Origin of the sequence: Nonomuraea sp. 3-1Str, assembly GCF_031570565.1 — a bacterium.
Taxonomy (GTDB): Bacteria; Actinomycetota; Actinomycetes; order Streptosporangiales; family Streptosporangiaceae; genus Nonomuraea.
In genome coordinates this window covers 213,240-229,655 of sequence record NZ_JALHBK010000004.1, presented here as the reverse complement: position 1 = coordinate 229,655, position 16,416 = coordinate 213,240, and the positions used below count along the sequence as shown (strand labels likewise).

The following is a 16,416-nucleotide window of genomic DNA, read 5'->3' as shown; positions in this document are numbered from 1 at the left end:
GATCCCTCCAGCCGCTGAAGGGCTCCGGTAGCGTCGGCGAGGAGATGAGGCTGGGACGAGAATGAGACTTGACGGAATCCTGCTCTGGGACGGCACCGAGGCGCGCGGCCCGGTGGACATCGACTGGGAGCCCGACCGCATCGGCGAGGTACGGCCCGCCGCTCAGCGGCACGACGACCTGTGCGTCATCCCGGGCCTGGTCGACACGCACGTCCACCTCGTCGGGTACGCGGGCCCGCACCGGCCGCCGCCCGACTTCGCGACCTGGCCGCTCGTCACCACCCGCGACGAGCAGGTGCTGCACGGCGCCGCCCACGCCCAGCGGGCCATGCGCAACGGCGTCACGACGCTGCGCGACCTGGCCGGCGACGAGGCGCAGATCGCGCTGCGCCGCGCGTTCGACACCGGCGTGCTGCCCGGCCCGCGCGTCCAGGTCCACGGCGTCGTCGGCATGACGGCCGGCCACAACGACCTGTTCGTGCCCCCGGCGTTCCCGCAGCGCAAGCCCACGGCCGACGGTCCCGACGAGTGCCGCAAGCTCGTACGCACCTGGGCGCGGGCCGGGATGGACGGCATCAAGCTCACCACCAGCGGCGGCGTGCTGTCGATCGGCGACAAGAACGCCTGGCGCAACTACACGCGCGAGGAGATCCGGGCCGTCGTCGACGAGGCGCACGCGCTCGGCATGCTCGTCGCCTCGCACGCGCACTCCGAGGACGGCATCCGCGTCGCAGCCGAGGAGGGCGTCGACTCGATCGAGCACGGCACGCTGATGAGCCGCGACCTGGCCGAGACGCTGGCCGCGCGCCGCACCCCGGTCGCGCCCACGCTGCTGATCAACGAGGCCATCGCCGCCGGCCGCGTCCCGGTGACGCCCGAGGCCATGGCCAAGGCCGCCGAGCTGGTGGCCAGGCGGGACGTGCTGCTCGCCGAGGCCGCCCGGCTCGGCGTGCGGTTCGTGCTCGGCACCGACGCCAACGGGCACCATGTGCAGTTCGGCGACCAGCTCGCCGAGGTCGTGCGGATGACCGAGGTGCTCGGCATGGACGCCGAGTCGGCGCTGCGCGCGGCCACCTCCGACGCGGCCGACGCGATCGGCGCGCCGGTCGGCCGGATCGCGCCGGGGCTGGGGGCCGACCTGGTCGTGCTGCGCGGCCGCCCGTGGGAGCGCATCGAGGACCTGACCACCGAGAACATCGTGGCCGTGGTGTCACGGGGCCGGCTCGTCGCGGGCGCCCTCCCCGGCCCTCGGCCGTGACGTCACGGACCTGAGCGCCAGGTACAGGTCCGTGCGGTCACGCATCGACGACATGCGCCGCCCGGTCAGCTCCTCGATCCGCTGCATCCGGTAGCGCAACGTGTTGACGTGCACGTACAGCTCGTCCGCGGCCCGCTGCCACGACCCGCACGTCTCCAGGAACACGTCCAGCGTGCGCATGAGCTCCGAGCCGTGCCGCGCGTCGTACTCCTCCACCGGCCCGAGCACGTGCTCGCGGAACGTGCGCCGCACCCCGCCGGGCAGTCCCGCGAGCAGCAGGTCGAAGCTCGCGACGTCGGCCACGGACATCACCGAGACGGGTCCCTCGCCGTCGAGCGCCGACTCCATGCCGCGCCGCGCCGTCTCCAGCGCCTCACCGAGCTGGGACACGCTGGTGGCCGCCTCGCTGATCCCGGCCGCGATCCGCAGTCCGGGCCGCGCGGCGGCGAGGGCGCGCAGCTCCTCGGTCAGGCTCTTGCGCGTCGCGCGGCCGTTGACCAGCACCACCGCCTCGTCCGGCCGCCCGCCGACGACCAGGTGCCGCCCCTTCCTGGCCAGGCCCTCGTGCAGCATGGCCGGCAGGTCGTGTCCGGCGACCCGTGAGCTCACCACCATGGCCGTGGTCGGCAGCCCGGGGTCGGCGCCCAGCAGCCGCAGGTGGGCCGAGACCTCACCGGGCGCGAGCTGCTGCGTCCCCAGCACGTCGAGCAGCGTCTGCGCGCGGGCCCGCTCGGCCCTGTGCTGCTCGGCGGCGAACCCCTCCGCGCTGACCGCCTCGGTGATCGCCCCGAACGACTGGTCCGGCGCGGCCAGCAGCAGCGGCAGCCCGCGCCGCTCGCAGGCCCGTACCAGCGCCTCGGGCAGCTCGCCGAGCACGATCAGCCCCACGACCAGCCCCGCCACGTCGCAGGCCCACAGCGCGTCGGCGAAGGTGTCGCAGTCGGACGGCTCGCCGTACCAGACGCCGCTGGTGAGCACGAGGTCGCCGGAGCGCAGGTAGCGTCGCGGGTCGGGGAGGTCGGTCGGGTAGGCCCGCCGCACCTCCCGGTCGAGCGCGTCGTGGCCGGTCACGACGGTGAGGCTCATGTCGTCACGCGCCAGCAGGTCCGCCAGCCTCATGCAACACCCCCGATTTCCCGAAATTTGATGTTATGCCAGGTCAGGGGGCAACAGTTCAGAGGTTCGCACGATACCGCGACGGCCCCCGGTCCGGTTTACTCGGTCCCATGCGCCCCAAAGCGGAACTCCACCTGCACATCGAAGGCACCCTGGAGCCGGAGCTCGTCGTCGAGCTCGCCCGGCGCAACGGCGTCGAGCTGCCCACCTTCGACACCGAGGAGATCCGCTCCCGGTACGACTTCGCCGACCTCCAGTCGTTCCTGGACGTCTACTACGACAACCTCGCGGTGCTCCGCACCGACCAGGACTTCCACGACCTCGCCGCCGCCTACCTGCGCCGCGCCGAGCAGCAGGGCGTACGGCACGCGGAGATCTTCTTCGACCCGCAGGCGCACCTGACGCGCGGCGTCCCGCTGGAGGCGGTCTTCTCCGGGCTGGCCGCGGCGTTCGACGAAAGCCCCGTGTCCACCGCCCTCATCCTGTGCTTCCTGCGCGACCGGGGCGCCGAGGAGGCCGAGACCGTGCTGCGCGCGGCGCTGCCGTACCGGGAGCGGTTCATCGGCGTGGGGCTGGACTCGGCGGAGGTGGGCCATCCGCCGTCGCTGTTCCGGCGCGTGTTCGACATCGCCGCCGGCGAGGGGCTGCGGCGCGTCGCGCACGCCGGGGAGGAGGGCGGCCCCGACTACGTGTGGGAGGCGCTGGACGTCCTCAAGGTCGAGCGCGTCGACCACGGCATCCGCGCGATGGAGGACCCGAAGCTGGTGGCGCGGCTGCGTGAGGAGCGGATCCCGCTCACGGTGTGCCCGCTGTCGAACGTGCGGCTGCGGGTCGTGCCCACGCTGCGCGACCACATCCTGCCCGCGATGCTGGACGAGGGACTGCTGGTGACGGTCAACTCCGACGACCCGGCCTACTTCGGCGGGTACGTGGAGGACAACTACCGGGCGCTGCGTGACGAGCTGGGCATGACGGACGACCAGCTCGACCGGATCGCCCGCAACTCCTTCGAGGCGTCGTTCGTCCCCGTGGACGTCCCCGCCTCCTGAGAGCCCGCCGGCGCGGGGTGCGTCCCGCGCCGGCGTCCCTGATGTCAGGCCTTGAGCCAGCTCATCATCGGGCGCAGCTTGGCGCCCGTCTTCTCGATCGGGTTGTCCGCCAGCTCCTCGCGGTAGCGCGAGAAGTCCTTCTGGCCGCCGTCGAACTCCTCGACGAGCTGCCGGGCGAACGTGCCGTCCTGGATCTCACCGAGGATGCGGCGCATCTCCTGACGGGTCTCGTCGGTGATGACGCGCGGGCCGCGGGTGTAGCCGCCGTACTCGGCGGTGTCGGACACCGACCAGTACATCTTCGAGATGCCGCCCTCGTACATGAGGTCGACGATGAGCTTCATCTCGTGCAGGCACTCGAAGTAGGCGACCTCCGGCTGGTAGCCGGCCTCGATCAGCGTCTCGAAGCCCGCCTTGATCAGCTCGGACACGCCGCCGCACAGCACGGCCTGCTCGCCGAACAGGTCGGTCTCGGTCTCCTCGGTGAAGGTCGTCTTCAGCGCGCCGGCGCGGGTGCCGCCGATGCCCTTGGCGTACGACAGGGCGAGGTCGAGCGCCTTGCCGGAGGCGTCCTTCTCGACGGCGACGAGACACGGCACGCCGCGGCCCGCCTCGAACTGGCGGCGCACGAGGTGGCCGGGGCCCTTGGGGGCCACCATGCACACGTCGACGCCCTCGGGGGCCTCGATGAGGCCGTAGCGGATGTTCAGGCCGTGGCCGAAGAACAGCGCGTCACCCTCGACGAGGTTGGGCGCGACGTGCTCGGCGTACAGGTGGCGCTGGATGTGGTCCGGCGCCAGGATCATCGTCAGGTTGGCCTCTTCGACGGCCTCGGACGGGGTGAGGACGCGCAGGCCGTCGTTCTCCGCCTTCTCGCGGCTCTTGGAGCCCTCGGGAAGGCCGACGCGCACGTCGACGCCCGAGTCACGCAGGGAGAGCGCGTGGGCGTGGCCCTGGCTGCCGTACCCCAGCACGGCCACATGACGCCCCTGGATGATCGAGAGGTCGGCCTGGTCGTCGTAGAAGATCTCGGTCACTTGCATAAAACCTTTCAGGCGGTACGGTCCAGTGCCCTGAGGGACCGGTCGGTGATGGAACGGGCTCCGCGGCCGATGGCCACCATGCCCGACTGGACGAGCTCCTTGATGCCGAACGGCTCAAGCACCCTGACGAAGGCCTCGAGCTTGTCGGTGGTGCCGGTGACCTCGATGGTCACGGCGTCGGCCGACACGTCGACGCAGCGGGCGCGGAAGAGCTGGACGAGCTCCAGCACGGAGGAGCGGTTGTCGGCGTCGGCCTTGACCTTGATCAGCATCAGCTCGCGCTGGACGCACTGGGCCGGGTCGAGCTCGACGATCTTGAGCACGTTCACCAGCTTGTTGAGCTGCTTGGTGACCTGCTCCAGCGGGAGCTCCTCCACGTTGACCACGATGGTCATGCGGGAGATGTCGTCGTGCTCCGTCTGGCCGACGGCCAGCGAGTCGATGTTGAACCCCCGCCGGCTGAACAGCGCCGACACCCTGGCCAGGACACCGGGCTTGTTCTCCACAAGCACGGACAACGTGTGCCTGCTCATTGGTCGCTCACCGCTCCTCCTTCGCTCCGCGGGCGCTCCTGCGTCGCGACCACTCCACTCAGTGCGTCGGGTTCGCTCCTACTCATCCTCGTTCTCCCACGTCGGCGCCATGTCACGGGCGATCTTGATGTCGTCGTTGCTGGTGCCGGCCGCCACCATCGGCCACACCATCGCGTCCGCGTGGACGACGAAGTCGATCACGACGGGCACGTCGTTGATCTCCATGGCCTTCTCGATGATGGCATCGACGTCCTCGGGCCGCTCGCACCGCAGCCCCACACAACCATAGGCCTCCGCCAGCTTGACGAAGTCCGGGATGCGGCGGACGGACTGCAGGTCGGTGTTGGAGTAGCGCTTGTCGTAGAACAGGGTCTGCCACTGGCGGACCATGCCCAGGTTGCCGTTGTTGATGACGGCGATCTTGATCGGGACGCCTTCCAGGGCGCAGGTGGCCAGCTCCTGGTTGGTCATCTGGAAGCAGCCGTCGCCGTCGATGGCCCACACCGTGGCGTCGGGCCGGCCCATCTTGGCGCCCATCGCCGCCGGGACGGCGAAGCCCATCGTGCCGGCGCCGCCCGAGTTGATGAACGTCCCCGGGTTCTCGTACTGGACGAACTGCGAGGCCCACATCTGGTGCTGGCCGACACCCGCCACGTAGAAGGCGTCGGGCCCGACGATCGCGCTCAGCCGCTCGATGACGTACTGCGGCGCCAGCGAGCCGTCCTCGTACTCGTCGTAGCCCAGCGGGTAGGTCTTCTTGTAGCCGTTGAGCAGCGCCCACCAGGCGGCGTAGTCGCCCTGCTGGCCGGACGCCTCGATGGCGGCGACGAGGTCGCCGATGACCTCCTTGCAGTCGCCGACGATCGGGACGTCGGCGTGGCGGTTCTTGGAGATCTCGGCCGGGTCGATGTCGGCGTGGACCACCTTGGCGTCGGGGGCGAACGACGCAAGGTCGCCGGTCACCCGGTCGTCGAAGCGCACACCGAGGCCGATGATCAGGTCCGACTTCTGCAGCGCGCCCACCGCGGCCACGGTGCCGTGCATGCCGGGCATGCCCATGTGCTGCGGGTGGCTGTCGGGGAACGTGCCGCGCGCCATCAGCGTGGTCACCACGGGGATCTCGGTCAGCTCGGCCAGCCGGCGCAGCTCGGCCGCGGCCCCCGCCTTGTGGACGCCGCCGCCCACGTACAGCACCGGACGCCGGGCCTCGGCGATCAGCTTGGCGGCCTCGCGGATCTGCTTGGAGTGGGGACGGGTGACGGGGCGGTAGCCGGGCAGCTGCATGACCGGCGGCCACGAGAACGTGGTCTCGGCCTGCAGGGCGTCCTTGGAGATGTCCACCAGCACGGGGCCGGGACGGCCGGTGGAGGCGATGTGGAACGCCTCCATGATCGTGCGGCCGATCTCGGCCGGGTCGGTCACCAGGAAGTTGTGCTTGGTGATCGGCATCGTGATGCCGGAGATGTCGGCCTCCTGGAAGGCGTCGGTCCCGATCGCCTTGCTGGCCACCTGCCCGGTGATCGCCACGATCGGCACGGAGTCCATGTAGGCGTCGGCCAGCGGGGTCACCAGGTTGGTGGCGCCGGGGCCGCTGGTCGCCATGCAGACGCCGACGCGGCCGGTCGCCTGGGCGTAGCCCTCGGCGGCGTGACCGGCGCCCTGCTCGTGCCGTACGAGCACGTGCCGGACCTTGGTCGAGTCGTAGAGGGGATCGTAGGCCGGGAGGATGGCGCCGCCCGGGATCCCGAACACGGTGTCGACTCCGACGTGCTCCAGAGCCCTGACGAGGGCCTGTGCACCTGTCATCCGTTCGGTCATCGGCTCGTTCCTTGCGTGGCTGTCTCTTGAGGACATAAAAAATGCCCCTGCCCCACCGTCAGGCGGGACCAAGGGGCGGCGCGCAGGTCGTCGTGCTTCGCTAACGGCCTGCGCGCCGGCGAAGTACTACGAGGATCTGCATGCGAAGCATGGCCTCACCATAGCCGCCCATCGCGGGTTCATGTCAACTTGATGGGACGCGTGTCTCAAACAGTGAGACTGGTCCTCATCAGCGAGTCCACTCCGCGGGCGGCCATCGGCCTGGCCACGAGGAAGCCCTGGCCACGGGTGCAGCCCATCTCACGCAGCAGTTCGAGCTGCTCCGGCCGCTCGATGCCCTCGGCCACCACGATGAGGCCGAGGTCGTGGCCGAGCCGGACGATGGTCCGGGTGAGCAGGGTGAGCGTGTCGTCGCGGCCCAGGCCGGACACGAAGGACGGGTCGATCTTGATCATGTCCACCGGGAGCTGCCGGAGGAACGCCAGCGACGCGTACCCGGTGCCGAAGTCGTCGATCGCCAGGCGCACGCCGAGGGCGCGCAGCTCCGACAGGCGCCGGATGGTCTCGTCGGCGTCCTCGACGAGCATCTCCTCGATGACTTCGAGGGTGAGCGCCGAGGCGGGCAGCCCGCTCTCGGTCAGCGCCTCCTCGACGGTCTCCACGAAGCGCGGCGCGGTGATCTGCCGGGCCGACAGGTTGACCGACAGGCCGATGTCCCAGGAGGAGGCCCGCCAGGCGGCCACCTCGCGGCACGCCTCGCGCAGGATCCACTCGCTGAGCGGCACGATCAGCCCGGTGTCCTCGGCGGGGCCGAGGAACTGCTCGGGCGGCACGAACACCGAGCCGCGCCACCAGCGCACCAGCGCCTCGACGGCGGTCACGCGGGAGGTGGCGAGGTCGACGACCGGCTGGTACTCGATCGCGAACTGCTGCTCGATGAGCGCCCGCTGAAGGTCGGCGGCCAGCTCCAGCCGGCGCACCACGTCGGTGTGCATCTGCGCGGCGAACACCTCGACCCGGCGCCCGCCCAGCTCCTTGGCCCGCGCCATCGCCACGTCGGCGTTGCGGATCAGGTCGCCGGAGGGCATCTCGTCCTCGGCGAAGGCGACGCCCACGCTGGCGGTCAGCGCCACGTCGCGGTCGGCCACCCGGAACGGCTCCTGGGAGACCTCCCGCAGCAGCCGCTCGGCCAGGTCGACGGCGAGCTGCGCCTCTCCCCCGGTCTCCACGAGCACCGCGAACTCGTCGCCGCCCCACCGGGCGAGCGTGTCGTCGGGCCGTACGGCGCCGCGCAGCCGCCGGGCGGCCTGACCGAGCAGGTAGTCGCCGCTGGCGTGGCCCACGGAGTCGTTGACCGAGGTGAACCCGTCGAGGTCGAGGAAGATGACCGCGACCTGGCCGGCGCGCCCGGAGAGCACCTCCCGGGTGCGCTCCTCGAAGTAGGCGCGGTTGGGCAGCCCGGTGACGCCGTCGTGGAAGGTCAGGTGCGCGACCTGGTTGCGCAGGGCCTCCTCGTCGCTCACGTCGCGGGTGGTGACGAGCAGCAGGTCCTCGCCGCCCACGTGGCGGGTGGCGACCGACTCGGTGGGCCGCCAGGTGCCGTCGGCGGCCCGTACCCGGCAGGCGATGAGGCAGGCGCCGGGGCTCGCGCCGTCGTCGTCGAGGCCCATGGCGCGCAGCGCCGCCTGGATGCCGGGGACGTCCTCGGGGTGGATGTACTCGAAGATCGTGCCGCCCACCAGCTCGTCGGGGCGGTAACCGTAGGTGACCTCGACGCCGGCGCCGATCTCCCGCACGATGCCCTCGTAGTCGCAGACCAGCACCACGTCGCCGGTGCTCTCGGCCAGCTCGCGCAGCTGGCGGTCGCCGAGGGCGGCCAGGCGGCGCAGCCGGCCGTTGGCGCCCGACAGCACGAACACGCGGAAGAGCAGCAGCAGGACGGCGGAGCCGGCGAGCACCACGACGCCGGTCACGGGCGCGAGCTGGCGCACGCCCGCCAGGTGGGCGAGCAGCGTGCAGGTGGCCACGCCGACGAGCACGAGCGGCACGAGCGCGATCACGTTGCCGAAGGACGCGCCGGCGGGCGGCGGGTCCTGCTCGCGCGCGGCCCAGGGCACGGCGGCCAGCAGCAGGAACGCCATGGGCGCCGGCATGACGCTCCACAGGGGCGGCGCGGCGTCGGTCAGCCGGGCGACGGCCTCGGCGATCCCGGCGATCGTGGTCGTGGCCAGCACCCCCACCCCGGCCGCCGCCAGCGGCGCCGACCGGCCCCTGCACGCCGACGGCACCGCGGCGCAGGTCACGAGCAGCGCCAGCATCGGGGGGAGCATGGTGAAGGTGAACGTCGCGGGATCGGCCTGCTCGTACACCCTGCGCAGGGCGACCACCCAGCCGATCAGGAACAGCGAGACGGCGCACAGGTAGGAGTCCGTGACGAGCCGTAACACGACGGTCCCCGGCAGGGAGCGGCCGCTCGCGATGAGCGCGCCGCCGGCCAGCAGGACGGTGCCGAGCAGGACCAGCAGGTCCGCGAAGCTCACCATGAGGCCGGTGTTCTCGGCGACCGGACGCAGGGCCACGCCCCCGGCCCAGACGACGGCGCCGCCGCCCATCCAGCGGGTGCCCGTCGCCGCGAGGCGGTGGTCGTTCAGCCGTGCCGAGGTGGTGAGCAGGGAGACGGCGGCGAGCAGCGCCGCGAGGACACCGGCGACCGCGCCGGTCACCGAGGCCGGACCGCCCGCAAGGAGCGCAGCCGCGAAACCAGCGGCACCGGTCGCCGCGGCGGCGGTCAGCGGTGCACGTGGATCACGCCAGCGGATCACAGTCGTCGCCCATCCCGTCTCGAACTCGCTCAGTGACCGCCGAAGGCCGCCGGCCACATCGCCAGTGTGTGCGCTCGCGCGGGCCCGGGTGGTGACAACGCCGATGTCGTCACCGATCTGATAACCGCGCGGACCAATCTGCTCCGAGAACTTACTTGACAGTGAGTCAGGAATCTTAGGTAGAAGCAACCGTACGCACCGAAGGTCACGGTGCAGCCACTTTCCGGATTCCTCTCAGTACGCGTCGGTGATGACGTTGTTGAGGGGCTCACCTGCGAGATGACGCAGGAGCTGGGAGCGGAGCAGGCGCAGCAGCCGCCGCCCGGAGGCGGGGGTGCTGCCCGCGACGTGCGGGGTGATCAGCACGCCGGGAGCGCTCCACAGGGGATGGCCGGCGGGCAGCGGCTCCGGCGCGGTCACGTCCAGCGCGGCGCGCAGCCGCCCGGTCTTCAGCTCGGCCACCAGCGCGCCGGTGTCGACGACCCCGCCGCGGGCCGCGTTGACCAGCACGGCGCCGTCCTTCATCCGGGCCAGGAACGCCGGGTCGACCATGCCCGCCGTGTCAGGGGTGGCGGGCACGAGCAGGACGACCACGTCCGCCTCGGGGAGCAGCGCGGGCAGCTCGTCCATGCCGTGGACCCTGCCCCGGGCGCCGTCGCGGGCAGTGCGGGCCACGCGGACGACGTCCACCTCGAAGCCGTCGAGGCGCCGCTCCAGGGCGGCGCCGATGGAGCCGTAGCCGACGATCAGCACGGTAGCGTCGGCCAGCACGCCCGTGTGGTGGTAGGTCCACTCGCCGCGCCGCTGCGCGTCCACGAACCCGGGGAACTCCCGCAGCACCGCGATCATCGCGCCGACCGCCCACTCGGCCGTGCCCGCGTCGTGGACGCCGCGCGCGTTGCACAGCACCGCACCCTCCGGCACGTGCGGCCGGTACGGCTCCACGCCGGCGGTCACCGTCTGCAGCAGGCGCAGGGACGTCATCCGCGCCAGGATCCCCGGCACGTCGGCCACCGTGACGAGGGGCGGGATCCAGACCTCGACCTCCTCGACGCCCTCCGGCAGCGGTCCCGAGCCGTCGAACACGGCGCACTCCACGCCGGGCAGGTCGGACAGGACATCGGCCACCGCGTCGGAAGGAACCCAGATCCTCATGCCGAGAACCTTACGACCCGGGGGGAAGTATGAACCACATGAGGAAGCTCAGGAAGATCCTTCTGGTGGCGGGCCTGGCGGCGGCCGTAGGAGCCTGCTCGGGCACGGGCGGGGCGGCGGAGTCCGGCGTGGCGGCGCCGCCGGGGGCCGCCTCTCCGCCGGGCGGCGCGGCCGTGCCGGGCGAGCCGCGCACGGTCGCCCGCGACCTGGCGGTGCCGTGGGGGATGGCGTTCCTGCCGGGCGGCGACGCCCTGGTCACCGAGCGGGACTCGGCGCGGCTGGTGCGGGTCACGCCGCAGGGCCGCGTCACCGAGGTGGCCACCGTGCGGGGCGTGGAGCCCGACGGCGAGGGCGGGCTGATGGGTGTGGCGGTGAAGGGCGAGCAGGTGTTCCTGTACTACACCGCGGCCGAGGACAACCGGATCGTCCGCTACGGCTTCGCCGGCGGCCGGCTGAGTGAGCCGAAGGTGATCGTCCAGGGCATCCCGAAGGGCGCCATCCACAACGGCGGCCGGCTCGCGTTCGGCCCCGACGGCTACCTGTACGCCACCACGGGAGAGACCGGCGACCGCGGCCTCGCCCAGCGGCGCGACTCCCTCGGCGGCAAGATCCTGCGCATGACCACGGACGGCGCGCCCGCGCCGGGCAACCCGTTCGGCACGCTCGTGTACAGCCTCGGCCACCGCAACGTGCAGGGCCTCGCCTGGGAACCCTCGGGCCGTCTGTACGCCTCGGAGTTCGGGCAGAACACCTGGGACGAGCTCAACCTCATCAAGCCGGGCGCCAACTACGGCTGGCCGGAGGTGGAGGGCCGCGGCGACGACCCGCGCTTCACCAATCCGGTGCTGGTCTGGCCCACCTCCGACGCCTCGCCGTCGGGCCTCGCCTACGCCGGCGGGTCGCTGTGGATGGGCGCGCTGCGCGGGCAGCGGCTCTGGCAGGTGCCGCTGGGCGCCGACGGCTCGGTGGGGCGGCCGGTGGCCCGCTTCACGGACAGGTACGGCCGGCTGCGCGGGGTGGCGGCGGCCCCCGGTGGAGGGCTGTGGGTGTCGACCAGCAACAAGGACGGGCGCGGCTCGCCCCGGCGGGGCGACGACCGCATCCTGTCGGTGCCGCTCCGCATCCCGTAGAGCCGGGCGGGTCCCGTCACTCGGCGGCGCAGATCACCTGGGCCTGGGGGCGGTACTTGGTGGTCTGCTTGCGGTCGCGCTTGACCTCTTTGCCGTCCTTGAAGAACACCCGCGTGACGTCGACGGTGAAGCCCTGCACGCCGGCGGCCGGCACGCACGCCGGGTCGCTGCTGGTCTGGATGCGGAACGGGGTGAAGTCCCGCTTCTCCGACTCGATCGCCTGGATCTTGTCGTAGCGCCGGGTGCTCCACAGCGTGACCGTGACGGACGTGCCCGTGGTGGCGGCCTTGATGAGCACCCCGTGGTCGGAGTCGTTGCGCCACTTCAGGTCCCGGTCCGGGTAGAGCAGCGCCGCGTCGCGGCCGGCGGGGTACCGCACGGCGTAGTAGTCCATCGGCGTGCGCTCGACGTCCTCGAACCCGGCGAAGTACGCCGCGTTGTAGAGGGTCGTGGCGAACTGGGAGACGCCGCCGCCGACGATGTTGACGAGCCGGCCGCCGACGATCTGCCCCGCCTCCACGTAGCCGCCCTCGCGGGTGCGCTCCCCCGTGGCGTCGTTCAGCGAGAACGTCTGGCCCGGCCGGACCACGCGGCCGTCGAGCTGGGCGGCCATCCGCTGGATGTTGGTGGCCCGGGGCTGGCAGCACTCGAACGTGGTGGTGAACTCGCCGACGTTCTCCTTGATGCCGAGGCCGCTCACCTGGCTCGTCGCCACCTCGGGCTTGACCGTGGCGAGCTTCACCGGGACGACGCGGCTGCCCTGTCCGGCGACGACCCGGGCCACGTCGGCGGCGAGGCGGTCGGGGTCCACTCCCCTGCCGGTGCGGGCCGGGACGAGGACGGGCTTGCCGTTCACGATGTCGTAGGTGGCGTCGCGGGGCGCCTGCGCCTCGTCGATGAGGCCGCTCTCCACGGTGGCGAGGGCCTTCTCGGCGTCGAAGCGGGGGGTCAGCTCGCCGTCCTCGGAGTCCTCGCCGACGGCGAAGGTGAGGTTGGCGGCGATCATCGCGGGTGGGATCTGGGCCTGCCTGCCGTTCAGGGCGAGGGTGATGGGGGCCGCGACGGCCTGCTCGGCCAGGGCCTTGGCCTTGGCGACGGTCTCGGGCGTGCTCTCGGGCTTGGCGGGCCGCAGGGTGAGGGGGGCCAGCTCGCGGCCGGCGCGGAAGGCGGCGTCGATGGCGCGGACCGCGTCGTCCCGGTCGAGGAGCACGCCGTCGCGCGGCTCCGTCGCGACCGGCCGCAGCCCGTCGAAGGTGACCCGGCCCTCGCGCGGCACCTTGTCGTGGCTCTCGGCGAGCCCCTCGACGGTCCGGGTGAGCTGGGCGACGTCGATGGTGACCTTCGGCTCCAGGTCGACGGTCCCGGTCAGGCCCCGCCACACGTCGACGGGGCTGGGGAAGCCGCTGCGCGCCTGGCCGATCGTGCCGACCACGTCGAGCTCCAGCCCGGCCTCGTCGGCCTGGATGATCTCCTTCTGGCCGCCGATGTCCACGGTGACGGGCTTGTTGAGCTTGACGGCCAGCCGGTCGCGGAGCCTGTCGGCCGCCTGGGTGACGGTCAGGCCGCCGATGTCCACGCCGCCGACGCGGGTGCCGCGTAAGACGGAGCCCGACATCAGCACGGCGGGCACCAGGTACGCGAGCACGGCCAGCGCCACGACGACCAGCAGGAGGGCGGGCAGCAGGCGGCCGCGGCGGGGCGGCTCGGGGTCGAGGAGGGAGGGTGGCCGCTCGGGCTGTTCCGGCAGCTCGGGCATGCCGAAGACGGGGCCGCGCGGCGGGTCCACCCGGGTACGGCTCACCGGCCACGGCTGCACGGGGGCCGCCATCGGAGGCAGCGCGCTCTTGCCGCCGGGGGTGCCGTCGCCATTGGGGGCGCCGTCCGGCGAGCCGTTCGCGGGGCCGCCAGGTCCGGGGGCCGGCGCGGTGCGGGGCTCCGGCGGCACGGGCGGTCCGGTGGGGCCGAAGATGTCCCGGGACACCCCGGGGGGCAGGCCCTCGATCCGCGGTTTCCTGCTCGTGGTGCCCGAACTGGGCAGGGGCACCGAGGAGAAGGGATCGGTCGGCGAGTCGATCGGCCCGGCGTTACGCACGCCTCAATCTCCTCCCGCTCCGCAGCCACATCTTCAGGCAACAGTAAGGCACGAGCATGGGGATATGTCGCGGAATACGGCTACGGAAGGGTGTCATCCTCTCCACTGGTAGCGATGTTCGGGGCGACCGGCGCTGCCGTACCGGGGTCTCAGCTCGGCCCGGCCCTCCGCGCACAGGAACTCCAGGTAACGACGGGCGCTGACCCGCGACAGGCCCGCCAGCTCGGCGGCCTCGGCCGCCGACAGGTCGCCGCCCGCCTCGCGCAACGTCTCGGCGACCAGGGCGCAGGTGGCCGGCGACAGGCCCTTGGGCAGGGACGCTGCCGAGGTCGGCGTGCCGAAGAGCCGGTCCACGTCGTCCTGCCGCGCCTCGGGGCCGATGGAGGTGAGCCGCCTGCGGGTCTCGGCGTACTGCCGGAGCCGCTCGGCCAGGGCGTCCGCGGTGAACGGCTTGATCAGGTAGTTGACCGCGCCGCGGCGCATGGACTCCTTGACGGTCGGCACGTCGCGGGCGGCGCTGATCACCAGCGCGTCGGTGTCGCGCAGGTCCTTGAGCACGTCCAGGCCGGACATGTCGGGCAGATAGATGTCGAGCAGGACGAGGTCGGGCCGGTGCCGGGCGGCCTCGGCCAGCGCGTCCGCGCCGGTGTGCGCGGTCGCGACCACCCGGAAGCCGGGGATCCGCGCCACGTAGCCGCTGTGGATGCGCGCCACCATGAAGTCGTCGTCCACGACCAGCACCCGCAGCTCCGCCCCGCCGTCGCCGGTCCCGGCCGTGCCGGCGTCCCGCCGGTCCTCGCCGCCGCGTGTCATCGCGCCACCGCCTCCACCTGGGGCGGCAGCAGGGCCGTGAAGACCGCGCCCCGCTCGTTGCGCACCTTCACCCAGCCGCCCCTGCGCAGACATGCCTGCCGGGTCAGCGCCAGGCCCAGCCCGCGCGGCCCCGAGTGGGCGGCCTTGGTGGTGAACCCCTCCCGGAACACCTCCTCCACCAGGTCCGGCGCGATGCCGGGGCCGGAGTCGCCCACCCGCACCCGCAGACCGTCCGCGTCGGCCCGTACCGACACCTCGATCGTGCCGGGCGCTCCGTCGAGCGCGTCGATCGCGTTGCCCACCAGGTTGCCGACCACCAGGACGGCGTCCCGCGGGTCGCCGAGCGATCCCTCGGGCACCGCCGAGTCGTCGGACAGCACCAGCCGTGCTCCGCGCTCGCCCGCCTCGGCCGACTTGGCCAGCAGCAGCGCCGCGAGCGTCGGCTCCTGGACCCGCTCGCGCAGGTCGGCGGCGTAGGCGGCGCCGGTGCCGCGGGTGATGAAGCCGATCGCGGCGTCGTGCTCTCCCAGCTCCAGCAGCCCGACGACCGTGTGCATGCGGTTGGCGAACTCGTGCGCCTGGGCCCGCAGCGCCTCGGTCGCGCTGCTGGTGTCGTCCAGCTCGCGGGCCAGGCGCACCAGCTCGGTGCGGTCGCGCAGGGTCACCACCCAGCCGCGGTGCTGGCCGCGTACGGACACGGGGGTGCGGTTGAGCACGAGCACGCGGTCGCCGTGCAGCACGATCCGGTCCTCGCCGGGGTCGGCGCCGCCGAGCACGTCGCGCATGCGGTCGGAGACCGGCATGCTCCCCAGGTCCTCCCCCACGTCGCCGAGCAGCTCGCGGGCGGCGTCGTTGACCAGCGTCACCCTGCCGGTGAGGTCGAGGGCGAGCACGCCCTCCTTCACGCCGTGCAGGACGCCCTCGCGCTGCTCCAGCAGCGCGGCGATCTCGGCGGGCTCCAGCCCGAACGTCTGCCTGCGCACCCGCGCGGTGATCAGCCCCGCCAGGGCGAGTCCCGCCACCATGACGGCCAGCGCGGTCCACAGCAGCGGCGGCAGCGCGCCGGCGAGCTGGCCGGTGACCGTGGTCTCCAGCACCCCCACCGACACCAGGCCGATGACCTCGCCGTACTCGTCGAAGACCGGCGCCTTGCCGCGCACCGTGGTGCCGATGGTGCCCGTCTCGGTGCCGACCCAGCTGCGGCCCGTGGTGAGCACGGCGGTGCCGTCGGTGGACAGCTTGCGGCCGATGAGCGCGGTGTTGGGGTGGGCGTAGCGGGTCTGCTCGCGGTTGGCGATCACCACGTAGTCGGCGCCGGTGGAGTGCTGGACGCTGGCCGCGAGCGGCTGGAGCACCGTCTCGGGGTTCTTGAGGTCGAAGGCGTCGCGCACCTGCGGGAGCGCGGCCACGGACTGGGCGATGGCCAGCGCCCGCTGCTGGTGCAGCGCGTCGAGCTGGTCGCGCGTGTGCTCGGCCCACACGCCGGCGGTGCCCCCGACGGCGAGCAGCACGATCACCATCTGGAGCACGAAGAGCTGCGTCCCCAGGGACGCGTCGCGTACCCGTCTCACCCGACTCATGGAAACA

12 protein-coding genes are annotated in these 16,416 nt (G+C 72.6%); 3 read left to right on the top strand and 9 right to left on the bottom strand.

What is annotated here, in order from left to right; translation table 11 throughout:
* Window positions 1–61 precede the first annotated feature (61 nt).
* Window positions 62–1,258 carry an amidohydrolase family protein gene (locus MTP10_RS09835; RefSeq protein WP_310708745.1) on the top strand — a complete coding sequence of 399 codons (1,197 nt, stop codon included), beginning with the start codon at window positions 62–64 and terminating at the stop codon, window positions 1,256–1,258.
* Here the strand turns inward: MTP10_RS09835 and MTP10_RS09830 are convergent.
* The gene (locus MTP10_RS09830) at window positions 1,211–2,377 is read right to left on the bottom strand and encodes a PucR family transcriptional regulator ligand-binding domain-containing protein (RefSeq protein WP_310708744.1); all 1,167 of its coding nucleotides are present in this window, start codon (window positions 2,375–2,377) and stop codon (window positions 1,211–1,213) included. The genes MTP10_RS09835 and MTP10_RS09830 overlap by 48 nt on opposite strands.
* 107 nt (window positions 2,378–2,484) lie before the next feature.
* Here MTP10_RS09830 and MTP10_RS09825 point away from each other — a divergent pair, with 107 nt between their 5' ends.
* The gene (locus MTP10_RS09825; RefSeq protein WP_310708743.1) at window positions 2,485–3,423 is read left to right on the top strand and encodes an adenosine deaminase; all 939 of its coding nucleotides are present in this window, start codon (window positions 2,485–2,487) and stop codon (window positions 3,421–3,423) included.
* A 44-nt stretch (window positions 3,424–3,467) separates the two neighbouring features.
* Here the strand turns inward: MTP10_RS09825 and ilvC are convergent, their stop codons facing one another.
* The 5 genes from ilvC to MTP10_RS09800 form a co-directional block, all read right to left on the bottom strand.
* Window positions 3,468–4,451: a ketol-acid reductoisomerase gene (gene ilvC / locus MTP10_RS09820; RefSeq protein ID WP_310708880.1), complete on the bottom strand. Its 984-nt coding sequence runs from the start codon at window positions 4,449–4,451 to the stop codon at window positions 3,468–3,470.
* A 23-nt stretch (window positions 4,452–4,474) separates the two neighbouring features.
* Window positions 4,475–4,999 carry an acetolactate synthase small subunit gene (gene ilvN / locus MTP10_RS09815; RefSeq protein ID WP_310708742.1) on the bottom strand — a complete coding sequence of 175 codons (525 nt, stop codon included), beginning with the start codon at window positions 4,997–4,999 and terminating at the stop codon, window positions 4,475–4,477.
* Between the two features lie 78 nt (window positions 5,000–5,077).
* Complete coding sequence (locus MTP10_RS09810; RefSeq protein WP_310708741.1) at window positions 5,078–6,853, bottom strand: acetolactate synthase large subunit; 1,776 nt, start codon at window positions 6,851–6,853, stop codon at window positions 5,078–5,080.
* A 170-nt stretch (window positions 6,854–7,023) separates the two neighbouring features.
* A complete protein-coding gene (locus MTP10_RS09805) occupies window positions 7,024–9,696 on the bottom strand; it encodes an EAL domain-containing protein (protein ID WP_310708740.1) in 2,673 nt (890 codons plus the stop codon).
* 177 nt (window positions 9,697–9,873) lie between these two features.
* Window positions 9,874–10,794 carry a 2-hydroxyacid dehydrogenase gene (locus MTP10_RS09800; protein ID WP_310708739.1) on the bottom strand — a complete coding sequence of 307 codons (921 nt, stop codon included), beginning with the start codon at window positions 10,792–10,794 and terminating at the stop codon, window positions 9,874–9,876.
* 38 nt (window positions 10,795–10,832) lie between these two features.
* Between MTP10_RS09800 and MTP10_RS09795 the strand changes: the two genes are divergently transcribed.
* The gene (locus MTP10_RS09795; RefSeq protein ID WP_397334439.1) at window positions 10,833–11,924 is read left to right on the top strand and encodes a PQQ-dependent sugar dehydrogenase; all 1,092 of its coding nucleotides are present in this window, start codon (window positions 10,833–10,835) and stop codon (window positions 11,922–11,924) included.
* Between the two features lie 16 nt (window positions 11,925–11,940).
* On the opposite strand, the gene MTP10_RS09790 is transcribed toward MTP10_RS09795, so the two are convergent.
* The 3 genes from MTP10_RS09790 to MTP10_RS09780 form a co-directional block, all read right to left on the bottom strand.
* On the bottom strand, window positions 11,941–14,016 hold the full coding sequence (locus MTP10_RS09790; RefSeq protein WP_310708737.1) for a VanW family protein: 2,076 nt from the start codon (window positions 14,014–14,016) through the stop codon (window positions 11,941–11,943).
* A gap of 93 nt (window positions 14,017–14,109) precedes the next feature.
* On the bottom strand, window positions 14,110–14,829 hold the full coding sequence (locus MTP10_RS09785; protein WP_397334438.1) for a response regulator: 720 nt from the start codon (window positions 14,827–14,829) through the stop codon (window positions 14,110–14,112).
* Window positions 14,826–16,409: a sensor histidine kinase gene (locus MTP10_RS09780; RefSeq protein ID WP_310708736.1), complete on the bottom strand. Its 1,584-nt coding sequence runs from the start codon at window positions 16,407–16,409 to the stop codon at window positions 14,826–14,828. Before MTP10_RS09780 ends, MTP10_RS09785 begins: the two co-directional genes overlap by 4 nt.
* Between the last annotated feature and the right edge of the window lie 7 nt (window positions 16,410–16,416).

Bases quoted from the DNA above. Each gene is read 5' to 3' on its own strand.
- MTP10_RS09835 (WP_310708745.1), top strand. From the start codon at position 62: ATGAGACTTGACGGAATCCTGCTCTGGGACGGCACCGAGGCGCGCGGC.
- MTP10_RS09830 (WP_310708744.1), bottom strand. From the start codon at position 2,377: ATGAGGCTGGCGGACCTGCTGGCGCGTGACGACATGAGCCTCACCGTC.
- MTP10_RS09825 (WP_310708743.1), top strand. From the start codon at position 2,485: ATGCGCCCCAAAGCGGAACTCCACCTGCACATCGAAGGCACCCTGGAG.
- ilvN (WP_310708742.1), bottom strand. From the start codon at position 4,999: ATGAGCAGGCACACGTTGTCCGTGCTTGTGGAGAACAAGCCCGGTGTC.
- MTP10_RS09810 (WP_310708741.1), bottom strand. From the start codon at position 6,853: ATGTCCTCAAGAGACAGCCACGCAAGGAACGAGCCGATGACCGAACGG.
- MTP10_RS09800 (WP_310708739.1), bottom strand. From the start codon at position 10,794: ATGAGGATCTGGGTTCCTTCCGACGCGGTGGCCGATGTCCTGTCCGAC.
- MTP10_RS09795 (WP_397334439.1), top strand. From the start codon at position 10,833: ATGAGGAAGCTCAGGAAGATCCTTCTGGTGGCGGGCCTGGCGGCGGCC.
- MTP10_RS09785 (WP_397334438.1), bottom strand. From the start codon at position 14,829: ATGACACGCGGCGGCGAGGACCGGCGGGACGCCGGCACGGCCGGGACC.
- MTP10_RS09780 (WP_310708736.1), bottom strand. From the start codon at position 16,409: ATGAGTCGGGTGAGACGGGTACGCGACGCGTCCCTGGGGACGCAGCTC.